Annotated in this window: 20 protein-coding genes; 18 read left to right on the top strand and 2 right to left on the bottom strand. The window is 44.6% G+C overall.

The window, feature by feature from the left end; translation table 11 throughout:
• Positions 1–47: 47 nt before the first annotated feature.
• From AC566Q_RS12410 to AC566Q_RS12380, 7 genes are read left to right on the top strand one after another with little or no spacing between them, the layout of a single operon-like run.
• Positions 48–659 (top strand): peptidase, encoded by a 612-nt coding sequence (locus tag AC566Q_RS12410; RefSeq protein WP_240621975.1) that lies wholly within the window; start codon positions 48–50, stop codon positions 657–659.
• 1 nt (position 660) lies between these two features.
• Positions 661–2493 carry a 2Fe-2S iron-sulfur cluster-binding protein gene (locus AC566Q_RS12405; protein WP_105935257.1) on the top strand — a complete coding sequence of 611 codons (1833 nt, stop codon included), beginning with the start codon at positions 661–663 and terminating at the stop codon, positions 2491–2493.
• A gap of 18 nt (positions 2494–2511) precedes the next feature.
• Positions 2512–2913 (top strand): copper resistance CopC family protein, encoded by a 402-nt coding sequence (locus tag AC566Q_RS12400; protein WP_071978933.1) that lies wholly within the window; start codon positions 2512–2514, stop codon positions 2911–2913.
• A 14-nt stretch (positions 2914–2927) separates the two neighbouring features.
• Entirely contained in the window at positions 2928–3842 is a 915-nt protein-coding gene (locus AC566Q_RS12395; protein WP_071978934.1) for a CopD family protein, read from the top strand.
• 42 nt (positions 3843–3884) lie between these two features.
• Positions 3885–4334, top strand: a complete 450-nt coding sequence (locus AC566Q_RS12390; protein WP_240621974.1) for a YybH family protein — start codon at positions 3885–3887, stop codon at positions 4332–4334.
• Positions 4335–4360: 26 nt separating this feature from the next.
• Entirely contained in the window at positions 4361–4846 is a 486-nt protein-coding gene (locus tag AC566Q_RS12385) for a nuclear transport factor 2 family protein (RefSeq protein WP_105935254.1), read from the top strand.
• An 11-nt stretch (positions 4847–4857) separates the two neighbouring features.
• Positions 4858–5562: an acetyltransferase domain-containing protein gene (locus AC566Q_RS12380; protein WP_105935253.1), complete on the top strand. Its 705-nt coding sequence runs from the start codon at positions 4858–4860 to the stop codon at positions 5560–5562.
• 187 nt (positions 5563–5749) lie between these two features.
• Here the strand turns inward: AC566Q_RS12380 and AC566Q_RS12375 are convergent, their stop codons facing one another.
• The gene (locus tag AC566Q_RS12375; protein ID WP_487119473.1) at positions 5750–7165 is read right to left on the bottom strand and encodes a hypothetical protein; all 1416 of its coding nucleotides are present in this window, start codon (positions 7163–7165) and stop codon (positions 5750–5752) included.
• A 75-nt stretch (positions 7166–7240) separates the two neighbouring features.
• Positions 7241–9361: an SDR family NAD(P)-dependent oxidoreductase gene (locus tag AC566Q_RS12370; protein ID WP_105935251.1), complete on the bottom strand. Its 2121-nt coding sequence runs from the start codon at positions 9359–9361 to the stop codon at positions 7241–7243.
• Between the two features lie 443 nt (positions 9362–9804).
• Between AC566Q_RS12370 and AC566Q_RS12365 the strand changes: the two genes are divergently transcribed.
• The 11 genes from AC566Q_RS12365 (at position 9805) to AC566Q_RS12315 (ending at position 20528) form a co-directional block, all read left to right on the top strand.
• Entirely contained in the window at positions 9805–10260 is a 456-nt protein-coding gene (locus AC566Q_RS12365) for a hypothetical protein (protein ID WP_105935250.1), read from the top strand.
• Positions 10261–10324: 64 nt separating this feature from the next.
• Positions 10325–10681, top strand: coding sequence for a hypothetical protein (locus tag AC566Q_RS12360; protein ID WP_499617083.1), 357 nt, complete (start codon positions 10325–10327; stop codon positions 10679–10681).
• 29 nt (positions 10682–10710) lie between these two features.
• Positions 10711–11556: a hypothetical protein gene (locus AC566Q_RS12355; protein WP_105935249.1), complete on the top strand. Its 846-nt coding sequence runs from the start codon at positions 10711–10713 to the stop codon at positions 11554–11556.
• Positions 11553–13490 carry a 2Fe-2S iron-sulfur cluster-binding protein gene (locus tag AC566Q_RS12350; protein ID WP_499617079.1) on the top strand — a complete coding sequence of 646 codons (1938 nt, stop codon included), beginning with the start codon at positions 11553–11555 and terminating at the stop codon, positions 13488–13490. Before AC566Q_RS12355 ends, AC566Q_RS12350 begins: the two co-directional genes overlap by 4 nt.
• Entirely contained in the window at positions 13490–14248 is a 759-nt protein-coding gene (locus tag AC566Q_RS12345; RefSeq protein WP_013755285.1) for a hypothetical protein, read from the top strand. Before AC566Q_RS12350 ends, AC566Q_RS12345 begins: the two co-directional genes overlap by 1 nt.
• Positions 14245–15039: a multiheme c-type cytochrome gene (locus AC566Q_RS12340; protein ID WP_013755284.1), complete on the top strand. Its 795-nt coding sequence runs from the start codon at positions 14245–14247 to the stop codon at positions 15037–15039. The genes AC566Q_RS12345 and AC566Q_RS12340 overlap by 4 nt, the downstream gene beginning before the upstream one ends.
• 12 nt (positions 15040–15051) lie before the next feature.
• Positions 15052–16275, top strand: a complete 1224-nt coding sequence (locus tag AC566Q_RS12335) for an Aq_097 family APC-type transporter (protein ID WP_499617076.1) — start codon at positions 15052–15054, stop codon at positions 16273–16275.
• A 16-nt stretch (positions 16276–16291) separates the two neighbouring features.
• Positions 16292–16576, top strand: a complete 285-nt coding sequence (locus AC566Q_RS12330; RefSeq protein WP_241155671.1) for a Kae1-like domain-containing protein — start codon at positions 16292–16294, stop codon at positions 16574–16576.
• Complete coding sequence (hypE, locus tag AC566Q_RS12325) at positions 16573–17625, top strand: hydrogenase expression/formation protein HypE (protein ID WP_044447455.1); 1053 nt, start codon at positions 16573–16575, stop codon at positions 17623–17625. The genes AC566Q_RS12330 and hypE overlap by 4 nt, the downstream gene beginning before the upstream one ends.
• A 119-nt stretch (positions 17626–17744) precedes the next feature.
• Entirely contained in the window at positions 17745–18155 is a 411-nt protein-coding gene (locus AC566Q_RS12320; RefSeq protein ID WP_044447457.1) for a MerR family transcriptional regulator, read from the top strand.
• Positions 18156–18179: 24 nt separating this feature from the next.
• Positions 18180–20528, top strand: coding sequence for a heavy metal translocating P-type ATPase (locus AC566Q_RS12315; protein WP_198033593.1), 2349 nt, complete (start codon positions 18180–18182; stop codon positions 20526–20528).
• Positions 20529–20530: the final 2 nt, after the last annotated feature.

Below are 20530 nucleotides of genomic sequence, written 5' to 3'. Positions count from 1 at the left end.
TGATTGTCGGTGTGCAGATGCTCCTCTGGTCAGTGAGTGGACTCTACATGGTCTGGTTTGATATCCACTATATTCATGGCGATCATTTCATGAAAAGCTCGCCCGCGCTTTCATCATTGTCAACGGTAAACGTTGGCTTTGATGAGATAGTCGCTCGCTACCCTGATGCTAAGTCAATCGTTTTGGGCAGTGTGGGGGAGATGCCGGTTTACCGATTAACCCTCACCAGTAAGACGCACCTGATCAGCGGCTTATCAGGAGACGTCATCCAACCGTTGTCAGACAAACAAGCCGCCGCCATCGCAATGTCCAGGTCAAGTCGGTCGTATGAGGTCGACAATGTGACCTTGCTGGGTGAAAACGAAGAGGATAGTCCGGTTGGGCAACGAGGACGTCCATTATGGCGAGTTGAATTTAAAGGCGCACTTGCGCCAACATTTTACGTCAGTCAAGACACAGGTACGGTTGAATATATTCGACATGCCCCTTGGCAAGTATTTGATTGGTTATGGCGCCTCCATATTATGGATTACCAAGAAGGTGAAGACGTTAGTAATACACTATTAGTGAGCATGACTATCATAGGGCTGTTGGCCGCATTAGCAGGCTTGCTATTGCTGCCTTATTCCTTTTCGTCATCGCGAAAGGCAGCTGACTGAAATGTTCTGGCGGATCATTCACAAATACCTTGCATTAATTGTGTTTTCACAATTAATGGTTTGGCTTGCTACGGGTTTTTTACTCGGACAGGCTGAGCACAGTAAACCGCTCTCCAGAATCGCAAGTGACGCTATTGCAGGAAGTGTATTAACGCCAAACCTAATATCCGTCGAGAACGTCCTTATACGCTCACCCAATGCACTCTCTATTGAGCTGCTTAGCTTGTTGGGAAACCCGACCTATAAGGTTATGACGCACTATGCTAGACATGCCAATGAAAGAGAGTATGAGTTAATAGACGCGATAAAGGGAAATAAAATAGAACTAACAGCGAACGATATCCGTGATCTGGTCAACAATCAGTTCCGGCTAACTTCGCCTATTCAAGATTTGCGCCGTGTTGATCCGCCGATAGAGCATCTACCCAAAGAGCAACAATCGGTTTGGCATGTACGTTTATCAGACAGAGAAACGACACACATTTATGTCCGAGCATCGACAGGGGAATTGGCCGGCGTCGTCGATAGCAACAGGGAATGGACAAACTTGTTGATGCTATTGCACTTTATGGATTATCAGAACACCGGCTCATTTAATCACTGGTGGATCAAGGCTCTCGCGTTACTGACTGTGCTGATGAGTATTTCAGGAATTACGTGGCTGGTTAGCCTCGTTAAAAATAAGCAAGTATTCATTGGGTGGTGGTATAGAAAGCAAGACTTAGTGGTACGAGATCAGCAAGGTTACCTCCAAAACGTCGTTGCTAAGGACAATGAATCACTTCTGGATTGTCTACAGCACAACGCCCTTTCTATTGGGTCAGTATGTGGGGGAGGGGGAACATGCGGCCAATGTATTGTGCGCCTTGATCCATCGGCTGCCATTTCAGTTGCAGAACGATACCGCTTATCTCAAGACAGGTTGTTGTCCGGGTATCGTTTAGCTTGTCAGCAAAACACTGATTTGAAAGGCAACGTTCAGCTTGTAGAGTCTCCAAACCCCAAAACAGTATCATGCGAGTTGCTCTCAAACACATTCATTACACCCTTTATCAAAGAATTAAGATTTAAATATCAAGGCAGTGTTCCACTGGATTTTAAGCCTGGCAGTTTTGTTCAATTCACGATTAAAGAAGGTCAATCTTTAGCGTTTCCGAAAGACTTACCGAGACGCTATCAGCCTTATTGGCCGCGTTTTGAATCAGCTACATTTTCCCATCCAACCACTGTCAGGCATTATTCAGTTGCAAACCGAAATGATGGTAGTGGCGTGATTACATTTAATATAAAAATGCAACCGGCACAATCTAACAATCAAAGACCTGGCATCGGTTCTTTCCATCTTGGTAATTTAAATGTGGGCACGGTGATTGATATAGCTGCGCCTCAAGGAGGATTTAACATACCGGAGGACCTTGGAGCACGAGAAATTGTGTTGATTGGTGGGGGCTCGGGTATAGCACCTCTAAAAGCTCTAATCGATGAACTAATATTTGGCTTGCATTCGACACTGCCTATAACCCTCTTTTATGGCGCCAAACACCCTGCTGAACTGGCAAATTATTGTTGGTTGAAAGCGGTTGAAACACAGCATTCTAATTTTACCTATCAACCGATTGTTTCAAACGCCTCTTCAATTTGGTGTGGACCGGTGGGGCGCGTGCAAATACCTTTGGCCGTATTTTTAGATACACACCGCGACCTCCATCGGTGTTTGTTTTTCCTCTGCGGTCCTCCGGCAATGATGAACGATGTAACCCAATTACTATTACGCTACTCCGTCAATGAAAATGCTATACAAATCGATTCATTTTCACCATTTACTACTACTTAAAACTACCGAGGTTTATTTATGAAAACACTATTGTCAACGTTCTTACTGACCGCTCTTTTCTTGAGCACAAGCAGTTATGCTCACACATCGTTGAAAACGTCCATGCCAAAAAACAATGCGATGTTAATGTCATCGCCTCCACAATTGTCCGTTGTTTTTACTGAGCCAGTTCGTTTGGCCAAATTGACGTTAAATTCTCAAAACGGCGAGCCTGTCGACTTTAATTTTTCTCCATCGATGGAGTCTAGCACTTTCTTTAATTACGACTTACCGACGTTATCGCCGGGTAACTATACTGCACAGTGGATGTTACTTGGTGAGGATGGGCACAAAATGGACGGTTCATTTGACTTCATGGTTCACGGAAGCAAGTCCATGCAAGATGACAAAAAAGCCCATAGTCAACACAAAGACCATTAAAGAGGAAGATTAAAATGGCAATTTGGGAAGTATTGATCCTATCCACCAAGCTTACTGTCTATCTAGGACTGTCGGCGCTTTTAGGCGGATTTCTTATCCTTCTTTTAGTGCCATTTAGTCTGGAAAAACAATCTCAAGTTCGTCTGCTTCTGCAAGGTCATATTATTAAGTATATGGCTATGTTTGGTTTAGTTGGTGTTTTCGCGACTACGTTGGATTTCTTTTTCCAAGTGGGGTCGCTATCTCAAACGGGTTTCACAGGCATGTTTGATGCGGTCATGCGACGTATGGTTGCACAATCTACTTTAGGGACTATTGCAATAAGTCGGCTGTGCATATTCATCGTCGGCATTGCTTTTTGTGGATCGTTTTATTGGCAACTCGCTCGCAAAAAAACGCCTCAATTTATCGTGACTCTTCTTGGTGCAATAATTCTGTGGGGGAGTATTGGATATGTATTCATGCTTTCCGGGCATACCGTGCAACTGGAACGTTCATATGGTTATGCATTAGCTGTGCATGTGATCATCGCGCTAAGCTGGATGGGCGCTCTTTGGCCGTTGTCAGCAGCATGCCTACACCTATCGCCTACACCGCTATACAGTCTGATGCGGCAATTTGGTCATCTTGCTATAGGACTGGTGAGCCTGCTGCTCCTTGCCGGCACTCTGCTAGCATGGGAGCTAGTTGGTTCTGTAGGTAATTTATTCAATCAAATCTATGGACAAAGCCTTCTGTTAAAGCTGGGCTTTGTCAATGCGATCCTGCTGCTTGCCGCATGGCATAAATTAAAATTAACGCCCAAGCTTTTAACGCACAGTAACGCAGCGATAGACATGCGCCGTTCGATCCAAATTGAAATGCTCATTGGACTATGCATTTTTCTGATCACCGCTGTTTTGACTACTGTTCTTGGTCCTCAATCTTAACTTTGGATTTATCTGAAAATTAATTACGTTTTAACGACTGTTTTGTCTATTGCGCTGCTTTCATTTAGTACGTTTGCTCATGAGCCACTCAAATCAATAGAGCACTCTGCAACTCACTTCAGTGGCTTGGATACTGCAGCGGGTCGCAGTGTGCTCGCTTATCACGAAGCATTATCTAATGGACAAGCGGATGACGTCATGAGTGCATTGACATCCGAAGTCATTATTTTAGAGGGATCGCGAATAGAACGCAGTGCTGAAGAATATCGACAACATCATTTACACGGTGATATGCGGTTTTCTGCGGCTGTCAAAACCACAACAATTGAACATCATGTTCGCGTTTATGGGGATACGGCGGTCTCAATTGCCAGAAGCCACACCCTTGGCACATACAAAGGTAAACAAATTGATAAGCAAGGAAATGAAACACTGGTACTTAACCTTATCAATGGTCATTGGAAAATAAGTCATATCCACTGGTCCCATTAACACTTTAATTTATAGGAAAACTTTAAATGACGTTACTTATGCGAATCTCACTCGTCCTGATGTTAAGCACAACTACACTGGGCGTCTTTGCATCACAGGCAGATGAAGACAAAGCGACGATTGAAGAAATTATCATTGCTATTGAAAACGGTTGGGAGTCGGGCCAAGGACGGCCTTTTTATGAACACTATCTCGACCATAAAGGTGCTCGATACATTGAATCAGGCGGCCAAAACACAGGATTAAGTGATCTCGTCGAAAATCATGTGGAGCCAGAGAAAGAAGTACTCAAACGCCTCACCATCGATATATTGGATATGGATATTACAATTGATGACGATATGGCATGGGCGATTACGACCGTAAATGTGTCTGGTGAAGTAAGAAAAACTGGCTCAACATTTGACAAAAAGGGCTACCAAACGTACTTGTTTAAACGAACGAGTAAAGGATGGAAAGTCATACATTCACATTCGTCTACCCGCGATAAAAAGCCCCACAAGCATCATTAAGCGACGTCAGTATGCCCATCACTCGCAACGTTACCCTAGACATCATGCGCACGGTCGCCATTGTATTAATGGTGATCTTTCACTTCGCGTATGACTTGCGGTTCTTTGGCTGGGTAGATTGGAGTGTGCCAAATGGTCCTGGCTGGAAACAATTTCGGTATGTCATTTTATCACTCTTTTTCTTAAGTGTGGGTGCATCATTGGTGTTCGCTCATCACCAACGCGTGGATTTGAAATCCTTTGCGAAGCGAATAATGTGGATAGTGGTATGGGCATGCGTTATATCACTATTTACTTATTGGTTTTTCAATAGTAATTGGATATTTTTTGGTGTTTTACACTTTATCGCCGTGGCCAGTGTACTATGCCTTCCCTTCGCACGTTATCCAGTCATGGCTTGTTTTATTGGGATAGGGATTATTACACTGTTCTTAACGAATGTGGTTACAAGTAAATGGCCGTTTAACTTATGGGAATTGGGGCTGCCGTCATCACCCAACGATTATGTTGCACTATTTCCTTGGGTTGGCGTTGTATTGCTGGGCATTGGCGTTGGCCATATGTTTATTAAGGGTATAGATCCCTGTGCTTCACTGAAATTATCAACTAAAATCACGTTTTTAGGACGTCACAGTCTTGCTGTGTATGTGTTACATCAACCTCTGTTTTTTGTAACATTAGGCAGCGTGTATTGGCTTTCGCATTCGGTTATGTGAGTCTAAGTTGAAGATGAGACAATGATAATAAGGGACCTTTGACAAAAGTAGAGCGTTGTTTGTTTTACAAGTAGTCTCGGCGTTTCTAGCACTTGTATATCAGTAATAGTGTGGATATACTTAGCGTACAACAACATTTTTAGGTAGGGACCGCTGTGCTTTTAGTGCCAACAAACCCAGATTACCGCTAGTCTTCAAACAATCTTGGGCGCTCTTTCTGGAATCCAGTATATTTTTGCCATAGACTGTTACATTGTGCTCCCGCGAGTACGTTAGTGATAGCGTCGTCTGTGGCCATTTCTTTTTCTGCCAATAATAGTCTCACCTGACAAGAAATTTCATGCATCGCCGCTTGTTTCGTAAAAAGGCTTTTATCACGTAAACAGACTCTAATAAAAATTAGACTATCGACCATGCATATCACCCGAAAAATGAACCGCGGAAGCCGCTCAGGATCTTGGTATTCACTGCGCTCTTCGGTCAACCAAAAATTTAAATTCTCTTCAAAACTTTTTAACCGTTTGTTAATACTCTGCAAGGCATTGTCATTTAATACACCAAAGCGGGTCATCTCTGCTTCGTAAAATGCTAAATCGAGTAGCGCTTCATAGTAAAGCATTCTTGCGTCATCTAATTTGTCTTTGACCATTTCGAAGCGTGAAATAGCATGTTCTTGTATTGCGATGACCTCTCTAAGAACACTCGGATCGCAACGAGCGGTAGTGCTGTCTTCAACTGACGTCATGCTTAGATCATCAAAGAAACGGTCATAACCGTCTTCAATTAGAAACCGGCGAAGATAAATCGATATCGCTAAATTTTTAAAAACAAGACCGTTTTGCGTCTCCGTCTCACTCATTAACTTATCGAAAGCGTTTGCCGCGTACTGAACTTTTTCTAAATTTATCTGCTCCAAACGTTCAATTTTTTGTTGGTGTCCGTCTGTGAGCCTCTTAATATCTTTCTCATGCCGCTCAGTGAGCGCTGAAATTTGACGTTGTGTTACCCCCCTTAACGCTAGTAGATCTTGATCTGTTGCCTCTTTTAGCGCCTCCAAGTCTTGTTCTGCTTTGTTTTTTACTGCTTGAGTTCGAGTACTTTGAATGTGGTTCATCCAAGCAATAACTGCAGAAATAACGGCAACTAGGATGGCTGTTAATGTTAATACTGTGGTGGCCAAATTGCGTGTAGCTTCATTAGTAAAGTCGCGCGAAGCTAACAATGTCTCTGATTTAACAGATTGATGCTGTTGCGTTAACTCGGATTGCAATCGTAAGCGAATCTCTTGCATATCAAGAATATCCAAAGATGATTTTATTTGCTCTAACTCAGATGCGCTAAGCGTTGAGGGTTGCATTTTGATCGCTTCATTATATAACGTTTTCACCGCATCAATATCTTGTTCAATACGCGCAAGTCGACGATTAACTTCTGCATTGGAAAGCGTAGCATTCTCCAATAACAGTAAATCTCGATTAATCTCATCAACCTGTTTCTTAAGGCCAACTAATCCGCGATAGAAGTCTGCGTGAACATAGTCATCGGTATCGGCAAAGCAAATGGTGGGAAGAAGTAGAGTAAAAACTAACATCCATTTAAACACTGTATATATCCTAATTACTGCAACTGACGGTTGATCGCCATAGCGCTTGAGTAAGTATTACACCAGCTTAACGGTTTATTGTAAATCCCGCTGCAAAGAGCCTGCAAACCTAAGTTGAGGGTCGTATTTCTTTTTTAAAGCAATCAAACGCTCTACATGGTGACCGAAATAACTGGTCAATGGACAGTCGTTGCCCATGTCATAATTTTGGTAGGCATGGCCATTAAAAAATGGGGATAATCGTTCATAGGTTTGATTAACCCAGTCTATAACCTTGGTATTGTCTTGATCGGGCAGAGTCACACCCGTGATGCTACATACAAATGAGGCATCGCGATGAATAAATGCGGTTTCATGGGTCTCGATATCCTGGATCGCGCCACATAACGGATCGAGCATAATGCCCGCTGCGTTGTCTGGGCAAGACTGATAGCATTGCAAAAGCGCATCAATAAACTGTTCCGTAAGTTCACCTTCAATGATCCCATTGCGCCAATAAAGTGCGTGCCCTTGTTCATATTCATTTGACTGGCACTCTATGTATTGTTTATGCGTAACAGAGATATCGGCATCCGTTTCCCATTTTGCTATGTTATTTAGGTTGGAGTCAGGGTCTTCACTAAACCCCATAATTGATATTTTTGCATTTTGTAACGCTGAACGAGCGATGTATGCATATAAGAATTGCGTTCTCGGCCCCTGCAGTACAGCATCGCTGTATTGCTTTAAAATAGGCTTTGCCTTTTGAATTGGCCATTCAATGATACCTCCTTGAACATAAGCTGGAGCCGGGTGCAGCCTAAATGTTATGTGGGTGATAACGCCAAATTGAGAGCCGCCACTGCCGCGTAGTGCCCAAAAAAGATCAGAGTGTTCCAAAGTGTTTATAACTCTTTGCTGACCATCTGCTGTGATCAGATTAAACGCCAAGACATTGTCGCAACTTAACCCATGTTTGCGTGACAAAAAACCGATCCCGCCGCCTAACGTTGCTCCTACAACACCGACATCCGGGCAGGTGCCTAATGGGATCACTTTCTTATATTTCGATAAGAACAGATCCAAATTATGATTTTTCACACCCGCGCCCACTCTTACTGACTGACCAACTGCGCAAAGTTCTATACTTTGAAAGGCAGACATATCAAGGACAATGCCACCGTCAATAACGGCCGCACCCGTTACCCCATGGCCGCCGCCTTTAACTGATATTTGTAAATTAAGGCGATTGGCATAGTCAATTGTATTAATGATATCGACGTCTGACTCAGGCACGACTATCGCATATGGAAAATGTGAAATGGCTCGATTAAAAACATGACGCCGCGCTGAATAGCCTGTACTTCCAACGTCCCAGACACTGCCGCTTAACTTGTTTCGCAACGACAGTAAGTCAGATTCAGTTGGCTTCGTTGAAATAGTTTTATTGGTATCAATTGGGTTGAGCGGCGCTTCGTCAATGCTTTGCAATAAATCCCAATTTGTTCTGCTAAATGTCTTTGGGTCTATACGATTTAACAATTGCCAAAGGTATTGTGCAACAAGGCGCGGCGGTAGTAGCTTGTTCTCTTCATGTAAGCCTCTTAAAAAGGCCGACATCGGCAGTACATCGCTTGGCACTTGCCGGATTTTTTTTTGCATCGCTGTATCAACATTTCCGGGAGCTGCGGTGGCAAAAACAGCTACATCTTCATTAACTTCTTGTCTAAAACAACTACACACCATATTTAAAGCCGTTTTACTCACACAGTATGCTGATGCGCCTTTCACTGCACTAACGGGTTGCTCGCTTGTCAAATACAGTACGCGGCTATGTTTAAACTTATCCAGGCACAGTTGTGTTATCAAAAAGGGGATATCGCAGTTGATTCTTTGTGCCGTGCGCCATTCTTTGTAGCCTATTGATTGAATAGGTTTAAGCGGTGTGACAATACCTGCACAATGCACTAAGTAATCAATCTGTTCGTATTGGCTAAGCGTTTCTTGAATTTCAATCGTTGCCGCTTCGTTATTAAAATCAACGTGTTCTATGATGAGGCGGGGTTCAAATTTTTCATTGAACGCTCCTAGTCCTGAGCTATCACGACACAGTGCAACAACAAGCATATTTGGATCCCTTGATAAGAATTCATTAGTCAATGCTAATCCAATCCCTGATCCTGCACCGGTAATTACCGCAATTTTGTGTTTCGTCATTTCTTATTATCCGCTCACCCAATTAAAAATTGCATCTGGTATTCAGCATATGCCGCTGCAAAGTAGCTATGAGGAGACCTGTTGACGCAGCTTGAGCATAGATAATTTTGAACCAAGGATAAATAAATCGATGATTAGATTACGGAAATGTAATGATTCTGTAATCCGATTGTCGTGAAGGATTGATCTAAATCAATTACATTTATCGTGTGATTTATAGGATGGATTTCATCAAAAGCAAAGGATAAATCGGGTGCAAAAAATTACGATAGCACTAATCTGCAATGCCACAAATGCCTATAACAGATGAAGAGCTTGAGGTTTTGGCCGAATTTTTATCGCCCAAATAGCACCTTGACCTGAGTCTAAGACATAGGATTAAGGTGACAAGTCGTCTATTTCAAACCTAAACCGCTCATGTGAGCACAATTAAAGGAAAAATTATGAAAACATTAACGTCATTATTACTGGCCAGCGCCCTTGTCGCTGCGCCAATTGCGACTTCTTACGCGCATCAACACACTGATAAATCTGACATGCCGATGATGGACGGTCAGATGATGAAGAAAATGCAAACACATATGGAAGAAATGCAAGCAGTTTTAGATGCAGTAAAAAGTGAATCTGATCCTGAAAAGCGTGAAGCCATGTTGCATGAGCATGCCCAAAAGATGCAAGACATGATGGGCATGATGGAAGGCAAAGATTCGATGGGAATGAAAGATGGAAAAGGAATGAAAGGCGGCATGGGCATGGAGCATAAACACAGTGATATGTCGACCGATGAGAAAATGAAAATGATGGAACAGCGTATGGCCATGATGGAAGACATGATGGGGCAAATGATGGGACATACGGCTGAAAAAGCGAAGCCAATACACAAGCATAAAAAGAACTAATCAATGCGTTATGAGGCTGGAAAAGCGACTGCCTCTTTTCTTTTAATAATCGCGGGAGTTTTACATGAACAAATTAATCAAGCTTTTATCAATTGCAGTCTTGTCTGTTGGGCTACTAGGGGGCTGTGCAAGCCAGGTATACCATGACTACATCATGAGTGGGCAGGTTGTTACCGTCGATGATAAACAAGTAGTGGTGTGTGTCTCTGACACCGATGGTCTCAAAGAACATCAAGTCTTTAATGTTTATCGCACCGTTTTTGATGCGACAGCAATTTCTGAAGGGGAAGACGGCTACTCGCGCGAATTCGTGGGCAAAATTCGATTAGGTAAGACGAAGGATGAGCATTTTGCAGAGGCTATTGTACTTGATGGCGAACTTGCACGTTATGACATGATCGAGTTTGATCGTGGGTTTTAATCGATATTTTTGAATAGGAGCATGCCGTTGTGAAGATTAGAGAGTGTCACCAAACCTACCGTTTAGCGGCTATTGTGAGTCTGGTATTATCTAGTGTCTTATTCACAACCGCGTGTTCAGCGGTAACACAACAAACTAGTTCGAAAGAAAAATCTCAAGAAACACAATCTTCAGACACTGCGCCCGAGTTAGCACCGGCTGACTTTGCAAAGATCCAATCAGCTTTGCGCTCATTAGACAACTCACTGGCAGCGCGATCAAAAAGCAATATCGGCGTTAAACAAAGCGATGCCAGCCCTCAACTCAACGAATCATCTACGCCCCCCAAAGCGACGAGCAAGATGAAGATGGGCATGGGAAAAGGGAAAAAGAAGATGACAATGAACGGAAAGTCTTGCATGGGGATGATGTGTAAGATGATGATGAAAAATAGTTCGATGATGGGTATGCCTCCTGAACAAAATACACCGGAGATATCCAAACCTTCATCAACGATAAGCTTGCCAGGTGCGAGTAGTGCACCTCATATTTACCACCTTGGTGAACAAGCCTTTTTCTTAAACCACACAACAACATTAGAACTAACAGATACGCAGTATCAAACGTTGTTATCGATTCAATCTGAGTGGGAGTCTTCCCAAAAAAGCCTTGCGCAGCAGCGTAGTGCATTAGAGGCATTATTGTGGGAATTGACAGCCCAAGGATTGCCTCAATACGACAATATTAAAGACACCATTAGTGAAATAGAGGCCATAAACAGCACCCTACGCCTACAGTTTATTGCTTCGGTGGGGAAAGCCGTCTCAGTATTAACACCCCCGCAGATTGCGAAAATAAATGCGCTATGGGCGGCTGAACAAAAGGATGCGTCATGACTAGGGGGAGTAAACACGCATCAATCATTCACCGCTATTGTGTCATTCTAAACGTCGTTCTTTTTTTCGTGATTATAAATGCGCACGCACAGCAACAGACTGAGGATAGTGAGCATGCCAGTCATCATCCTGAGGCAGCGAATGGGCCGATTGTTGCGGCAAGCACAGATTCTCCGCCTTTAGCCAACCAAGTTAAAGGTCAGCCGGGCAATGCCAACGCAATGATGGGGCCAGGTATGGCAAAAGGCATGGATAAAATGATGGAGAAAATGGGAGCGCCTAAACCTAAAGATCTCTATCCAACTTTAATGCGGATGCAATCAACCACGCCGGAACAAAGAGATAGTATCTTAGGCAAAGCGTCGGCGCGTATGCAACAAGGAAGTGAACAACTGACTACCGGGTTTGAATCGCTCGCCCGTGCCGCAGCCGTTGATGACTATACCCAAATGCAAGTAGCTGTTGAGACCGTTAAAGAAGGGATCGCGCATTTTGATAGTGGTCTTGCGGCAAAACGGGCAATACAAGATGGGCAAGATCCCAGAAGAGTGGCATTAACCTGGTTTAAATCGCAAATGAATTTGCTACCCAGTTCACCAGTGAATGATTCCTCAACACTATTTGGCATGACGCCGTTTCATACTGCAGTGATGCTTGTTCTGCTGATCTTCACTGTCGTCATGGTGTATGTTTATGGATTTAAAATGCGCAGAGCTGCCGCATTGCTAGAAGAGCTTAGGTCCACTGAGACCGCAAGCGCTTCTGCGCCCACTAAGCAAACATCACCTAACGAGATACCTACTAACGCACCTGTAGGGACTGACGCTGTTTTAATACCCGCTACAGCGCATGTATTACCTTCTACGACTATGTCACCGCGTAAAGGTGTCTATAGTGGCAGTATGCAAGTCACCGGTATTTTTCATGAGACCCATGATGTTAAAACGTTTCGACTTGCCAGCGCCGATGGTCAAGTCATCCCATTTAGTTTTGAACCTGGACAATTTGTGACTTTTACGCTCACGATTGATGGTGTTGAAAAACCGGTGAAACGGTCTTACACCATCGCATCATCACCCACTGAGCAGTATTACTTTGAAGTCACCATCAAACGCGAGGAATTCGGTGTTGTTTCTCGTCATATGCATGACGTCGTAAATGTGGGAGATACGCTTTCAATTAAAGCGCCTGGCGGCAAGTTTTACTTCAATGGTCAAGATGCAAGTAGCGTTGTATTGATTTCAGGGGGGGTTGGGATCACGCCCATGATGAGCGCGGTACGTTATTTAACCACGACGTGCTGGGACGGTGACATTTATTTTCTGTTTTGTACGCGAACGTCTAACGATTTTATTTTTGAACAGGAATTAAAATATCTACAAGCACGTCACCCAAGGTTGAAAGTACTCGTCAGTATGACACAGGCGGATGGCACATCTTGGATGGGACCTCAGGGGCGTTTTTCATCGGCATTGATAAATGAATTCGTGCCGGACATAGCATTAAAAACAGCACACATTTGTGGGCCGCCGGCAATGATGGATGCAACCAAGGATATTTTATCTGAATTGGGTATGCCTGAAGCGAATATTAAAACAGAAGCTTTCGGTGGTGCGAGTCCGAAGAAAACGGCCACTAAAACGGAGGTCGCCCCAAACACGCCTGTAAACAATACGCGCCAAGTGCGATTTAGTTTATCAAATGCACAGGCACAAGCCGGCACAGATGAAACCGTATTGGACGTTGCTGATGGACTTGATGTTGATATTGAGAATTCGTGCCGGGCAGGCTCTTGCGGCAGTTGCAAAGTGAAATTACTGCGCGGCGATGTTGATATGGAGGTTGATGATGGGTTGGAGCCAGAAGATAGGGTCAGTGGTTATATTTTAGCCTGTCAAGCCATCCCTAAAACTGATGTGGAGGTGGAAGCATAGTGAATAGTCAAGAACGAACCATTGTAGGCAGCTTGGTGGTCTTAATGATCTTACTTTGGCTAGGGTTTGTGTGGCACCGTGACCCAGCATTCCCTGGCAGCTTTGCTGGATTTGTCGTTGGTTTGACTGCGCTGGTATTGATGTTTATTCCGTTGCTTTACATGATCATTAAACGCAACAAAGCACTTAAGAAAGTCGTGACCAAGCAAATAGCCATGCCTACGCTACTGCGCATTCATATTTATGCTGGAGTATTGGGACCTATTCTTGCACTCATCCATAGCGCCCATCGTTTTGATAGTGCTACTGGAGTCTCCATCATCATCTTTATGATGGTCGTTGTGATCAGTGGGTTTGTTGGTCGGTATGTACTAGGACTTATTTCCTCAAATGTGAAAGAGAAAAAGCGTCAAGTGACCGAACTCCAAGGTGCACTTTCAAGCGCCAAACAATCTCTAAAAGACGCGGTCTGCGACGTAAGATATTCGACTTTCGCCCAAACATCAGCGAGACACATTCCATACATTGCTTTAAGTGTACCTACTTCAGCGCAAAGTAAGCTGTTTCGACAAGAGAGTAAGGTTCTATCTATTATCGATGCAATTTCTGATGTTGAATACAGCATTCTGATTCACGACACTGCGAAAACTTGGTTTGCTCGTTGGTTGAAATTTCATATCGTGATTTCGATAACGCTCTATGGCGTATTGTTCTTTCACATTTTCAGTGAAGTTTACTTTGGACTACGCTGGTTATGATCAAGTGGATAATAGTCATTCTGGGCTTAGTCGCAGCGGGCTTTGGTGTTAGCCATTTTTTTCACACACCAGAGGATCTTTCAAAAATTCCATGGGAACAAATGGTAGAGCCTGGTTCACTGAGCAAAGCGCATGCGTTTTTGGCGGATGACTGCTTGAGTTGTCACACGCCAGTAGAAGGCGTTGAGCGCGACAAGTGTGTGGCCTGTCATGCAAATGATACGCATATCGTCGCGCGTCAACCTACTGCGTTTCACGCCGACATAACAGAATGTGCTAGTTGTCATACTGAGCATCAAGGTGAGGATGCTAAGATTTCACTGATGAACCATATTGCATTGGTCGATATTGGGTTCAATATGCTCCCCAACCCAAACGTGCCGTTTGACGAAGGCGCAGCCACGATGGCTTTTTTAGAAAATGTTCTAGCGAATAAGCAAACGGCTGATCCCCTATTTGTGCATCCCGACGTCAGTGATAAAGAAGCATTATTGAATTGTTCACAGTGCCACAGCAACGATGATCGCCACTTTACGTTGTTCGGAGAGGATTGCGTGCAATGCCACAGTACAGACAAGTGGTCACTGCCGACGTTTATTCACCCCTCGAGTCAATCTCGTGATTGCAATCAATGTCATGAAGCGCCGCCCAGTCACTACATGCAACATTTTAAAATGATTTCCGCCAAAGTCGCTGGCGAGCCAAAAGCCAAAGTGGAGGCGTGTTATGCCTGTCATCAATCGACTTCCTGGAACGATATTAAGCGTGCCGGCTGGTACAAGCATCATTAAGGGGGTGAAACTGTGATCACAAATTCCATTGCGCTGGCAACCTCACTGTTGGTAGCAATAGTATTGTTTCTGCCTCGCCTACGACAATCTGTCCAATGGCGAGCAACAGTCACCCCGTTGGCTTCAATAATTGGCAGTGGCTTTTTGATCATTGCACCACTGCTGCATTCGGTGATGGGCAAATGGGCGCTGCTGGGCATTATTCTGTTGTCCATTCTGGCATATACGTTGGGTTCGGTCATTCGCTTCAATATACGTCACGCAGAGCCTGAGCTTGCTCGCAATCCCCACGGCAGTATCGCAACGCTTGAGAAAGCCAGTCAATGGGCACTTGGCGCTGCCTATGCGATTTCTGTGGCGTTTTACATTAGCTTGTTTGCCGCATTTGTCTTTGACCGCTTGGCTATCGCTGATACAACACTCATTAAATTGTTTACCAGTGGGCTGCTTGTCATCATTATGTTGGTCGCTTGGCTTCGTGGTGCAAGAGGATTGGAAACCATCGAGTTATTCGCAGTCACAATTAAGTTGGCGATTATTATTGGTGTACTAACAGCACTAGCAACTTACGATATACAAGTAAAAAGTGCGTGGTTTAAACATGAGGCGATACAATCCCTCAGCCATTTTGAAACCCTTAGCATGCTTGCCGGTATGCTCATGGTGACACAAGGGTTCGAAACCACGCGTTTTATGGGCAATAGCTATAATGCAGAGCAGCGTATTAAAGCGGGACGATATGCCCAGTGGATTGCCATTTTCCTTTACGTTGTTTTTATTGGTTTAACCTGTCCCATTTTTCTCGATTTTCCGATAACCGAACTGAATGAAACAACCATTAGTTATACCCTGGGTCAAGCCATTTGGGTATTGCCGATATTATTACTTGTGGCCGCGACGGCAAGCCAGTTAAGTGCCGCATTAGCCGATACCATCGGTGGCGGTGGTTTGCTAAAAGAACTCTTCCATTTACCTATATCTCCTCAGTTTTATTATGTTCTTGTCATCGCGATTGCAGGCATATTAGTTTGGTCATCCAACGTATTTGAAATCATTAATCTCGCGTCAAAGGGATTTGCACTGTATTACCTTATACAAACACTCATCGCATTCAAGCTAGTACTACTGCGCCCCAAAGAACAACGCTTCAAATCGCTTCAATTGCTTGGTCTTTGCGCGATTGTTGTTTCCTTATCCTTTGTGATTGGCTGGTCGATACCAGCACAGCACAGTTAATAGAGGACAGAGGCTAATGCAATCCGCAAAAACATGTTCGCCAGCAGTTCGCGTCGCAAATTTTCACGCATCACTCATTGAAACTGCGTGGGAGTTAACCCAGCGTTGTCGCAAAAAGTATGATTTCAAACATATTGGTTTGGCCGGAGGCGTCTTCCAAAACCGCATTTTATGCGATGGCCTAGCTGAACGTTTTGCACAATCAGACATTCCTGTTGTTATCCCAAGCAGTTTACCTTTAAACGATGCAGCAATAAGTGTCGGGCAAATTCACGAATATTGCTCAAGGAGATCATCATGAAAGGCATAGAGCGTAATAATCGAGCATCATCAGAACCGTTGGACACCGATACTATTCGGTTAGCGCAAGGCAATGGTGGAATATTGACCAAAAAACTTATTAATGATGTGTTTAAAAATACTGCCAATAAAGAACTAGATCTGCTACACGACGCGGCTTCGGTAACCTTCGCCGGTCCCTTTCTGAGTATGACAACCGATAGCTTCGTTGTCTCACCTTACACATTTCCAGGTGGCAATGTGGGGGCATTAAGTATTTACGGTACCGTGAATGATCTGGCTGTCGTTGGCGCGACCCCTCGGTATATCAGTACTGCATTCATTATTGAAGAAGGCTTTTCGATGACGGCTCTCAAGGAGGTTGTCCATAAAATGCATCAAGCTGCTGTAGAAACCAATGTGTCCATAATAACGGGAGATACTAAAGTCGTTCCAAAGGGATTCGGTGGTGGCGTTTATATCAATACAACGGGTGTGGGTGACAGCCAAGAAACACCAATTTGGGATACGAGTCTTATAAGGCCGGGCGATCATGTACTTGTCAGTGGCTCTGTTGGCGATCACGGTGCTTGCGTATTACTGGCGCGTGAGGACTATGGGTTGCATGGCCAATTAAAGTCCGACTGTGCCAGCGTTTTCCCGTTAGTCAATGCAATCAGAGACTTAGAAGGCGTTCGTTTTGTCCGAGACCCAACGCGTGGAGGACTATCAGTGTTACTCCATGACGTGGCAACTGAAACGGGTTTCAATATCGAGCTAATTGAAAATAACATTCCGGTGCGTCCAGAGGTCGCAAGCGTGTGTGACATTCTAGGCTTTGATCCTTTCGTTTTGGCTTGTGAGGGACGCGTTATTGCAATTGTTAGTCCCGATATTAGCAGCGAAGTACTCACTCATTGGCGGGGTATAAAAAACGGTGAAAATGCCCAACATATTGGTGTCATTACGGAAAATACAGGCTTAAAGGGCCGCGTGTCGATTATTACGCCAATGGGAGGGCGACGCTTCATGAGTGAGCTTGAAGATGAGCCACTTCCACGGATCTGTTGAAGGTTTAGGTGTTGACCTGTGAGCGGCTCACAGGTTTATCGTGTGAAGGTGAGAGTAAAACATAGGATTAAAGGCGTGTTTTACCGGCACAACAATGTTGATAAAGACGGGGGGTTAAAATGCGGGTAAAACAAATAGCAGATGCACTAGATATTAGCGTTGATACCGTGCGCTATTATACGCGCATTGGACTTTTGGTCCCAAATAAATCCCACAATGGATACAAGTATTATCGGCCGGCGGATGTGACGCGACTGCGGTTCATTTTAAGTGCGCGCGCCTTAGGTTTTTCGGTCAATGATATTAAAGAGATCCTAGTTACATCTTCACAAACCAATGCGCCGTGTCCAACGGTAAGGCGTCTTATTGAAAAGAGGTTGAAAGAGACTGAACAGCGGTATCAGGACATGCATGAACTTAGAGAGCGCATGCGCTTAGCCACTTCAGAGTGGCAAAACAAACCCGATCAACCTCCAACGGCCGATACGATATGCCATTTAATTGAAGGTTTCACAGCGCTTAAGTCATAACAAGGTTTAAATAGGGAGTGGTTCATGAATTCTAAAACAGACAGTGCGAAAGCACATGGGTGTTGTAGTGGCGGCGATAAAACATCAACGGCGAACGAAGCGGTTGACACTAAAACGCAGACCAGACAGGTGTCTTCCGAAGCAGGCGAGATACAACTTAATATTCAAGGGGCGAGTTGTGCCAGTTGCGTCACTAAAATTGAAACAGCCTTAAAACAAGTCGCAGGCGTCACCGGCGCAGAAATGAACTTTGCACAGCGTACAGTGCTTATCAATGGTAATGCCTCACCAAGCGAACTGGTTGGTGCGGTAGAAGAAGCTGGGTATAACGCAACGCTGGCAAATGCCGATTCTGATGAGGCTGCCATTGAAGAAAAAGAGCAAGCGGATTGGGCTTATTATAAAAAGCTAATGCGACACATGGTCATCGCATTGTCGCTTGGAGTACCGCTCATGATCTATGGTTTGGTAACCGGGGAAATGAGCGTCAACACGACCACGGAGCGAATTGTATGGTTGATTATTGGGCTCATGACATTAGGTGTCATGGTGTTCTCTGGTCGTCATTTTTATGTGGGTGCATGGAATTCGTTTAAAAATCATTCGGCCAATATGGATACTTTGATAGCCTTGGGTACAGGAACCGCCTGGTTGTACTCGATGACAGTTGTGTTCTTCCCGGGCTATGTCCCTGAAATGGCACGACATGTTTATTTTGAGGCAACCGCTATGATCATCGGCCTAATTAATTTAGGCCTGGCCCTTGAGATCAAAGCACGCGGTAAAACCTCAGAGGCCATTAAAAGGCTGATAGGCTTGCAAGCCAAGACTGCACGTGTCATCCGAGATGGCGATGATATTGATATTCCTATTGAAGATGTTTTGCTCAATGATCTTATCCGGGTTCGACCCGGAGAACGCATTTCTGTGGATGGTGTAGTCGTCGAGGGCCAAACCAGTATTGATGAATCAATGCTAACGGGTGAGCCTATGCCAATTGAGAAGCGAAAAGACGATGAGGTTGTGGCCGGTACCATCAACAAATCAGGCTCTATCGTCTTTCGGGCAGAACGCGTGGGAAAAGACACCGCGCTAGCTCAGATCATCAACATGGTAAAACGTGCACAAAATTCAAAACCACCTATTGGTCGATTGGCAGATGTTATTTCTGCCTATTTCGTGCCGGTTGTTATGATCATTGCCGTAATGAGCGCACTAGCGTGGCTCAATTTTGGTCCGGCTCCCGAGGTTGCCTTCGCAATCGTGTCAGCAACCACGGTACTGATTATTGCATGTCCTTGCGCATTAGGTTTAGCCACGCCGATGTCGGTCATGGTGGGGGTTGGCAAGGCGGCTGAAGCAGGCGTACTTATCCGCAACGGTGAAGCGCTGCAATCTGCTTCGAAAATTACCACAATGGTATTAGATAAGACCGGCACCATAACAGAGGGGGCGCCTAAAGTTACCGACGTTGTTATTGCGTCAGCTCACAATCAAGATGACGTGCTTTCGTTAGCTGCAAGCCTGGAGTCGGGTTCCGAACACCCACTCGCAATGGCGATCGTTGAATCAGCGAAAGAGCAAGGTGTGCCGATCCACTCGGTGACTGATTTTGAGTCCATTGCAGGGAAGGGCGTAGCGGCAACACTGAATTCTCAGCGTTTGCTATTTGGCAATGAAAAATTGATGAAAGAAAAATCAATAGAACTTCATCATTACGTTGATAAAGCGCAGAGGCTGGCCGCAGAGGCTAAAACCCCAATGTATTTCGCGATTGATTCAAAATTAGTTGCCGTCATTGCTGTTGCCGATCCAATAAAATCAGACTCAATAGATGCGATTAACCGCCTACAGCACAACGGAATACGTGTGGTGATGTTGACGGGGGACAATCGTATGACTGCAAAAGCCGTTGCTCGAAAGGCGGGGATTGTTGATTACGTTGCTGAAGTGATGCCAGAAGATAAAGCAAACAAAGTGCTCGAACTTCAACGTGAGGGTGAAATCGTCGGAATGACCGGCGATGGGATCAATGATGCGCCCGCCTTAGCCCATGCCAACGTCGGATTTGCTATCGGAACAGGCACTGATGTCGCAATAGAAAGTGCAGATATCACGTTGATGCGAGGCTCCTTACATGGGTTAGCGGATGCGATTGCAGTGAGTAAGGCAACGCTGAGAAACATAAAGCAGAATCTCTTCGGAGCATTTATCTATAACGTCGCGGGGATCCCATTTGCTGCAGGTGTTTTTTATCCATTTTTAGGCTTACTACTTAGCCCAGTAATTGCCGGTGCAGCGATGGCATTCTCGTCGTTAACGGTAGTGACCAACGCGAATCGATTACGTTTATTCAAAGCTAAAGAGCACTAGGA

This window comes from Alteromonas sp. H02 (assembly GCF_059682525.1).
The sequence above is the reverse complement of the archived record's forward strand: the minus strand, read 5'-3'. Positions and strand labels throughout refer to the sequence as shown.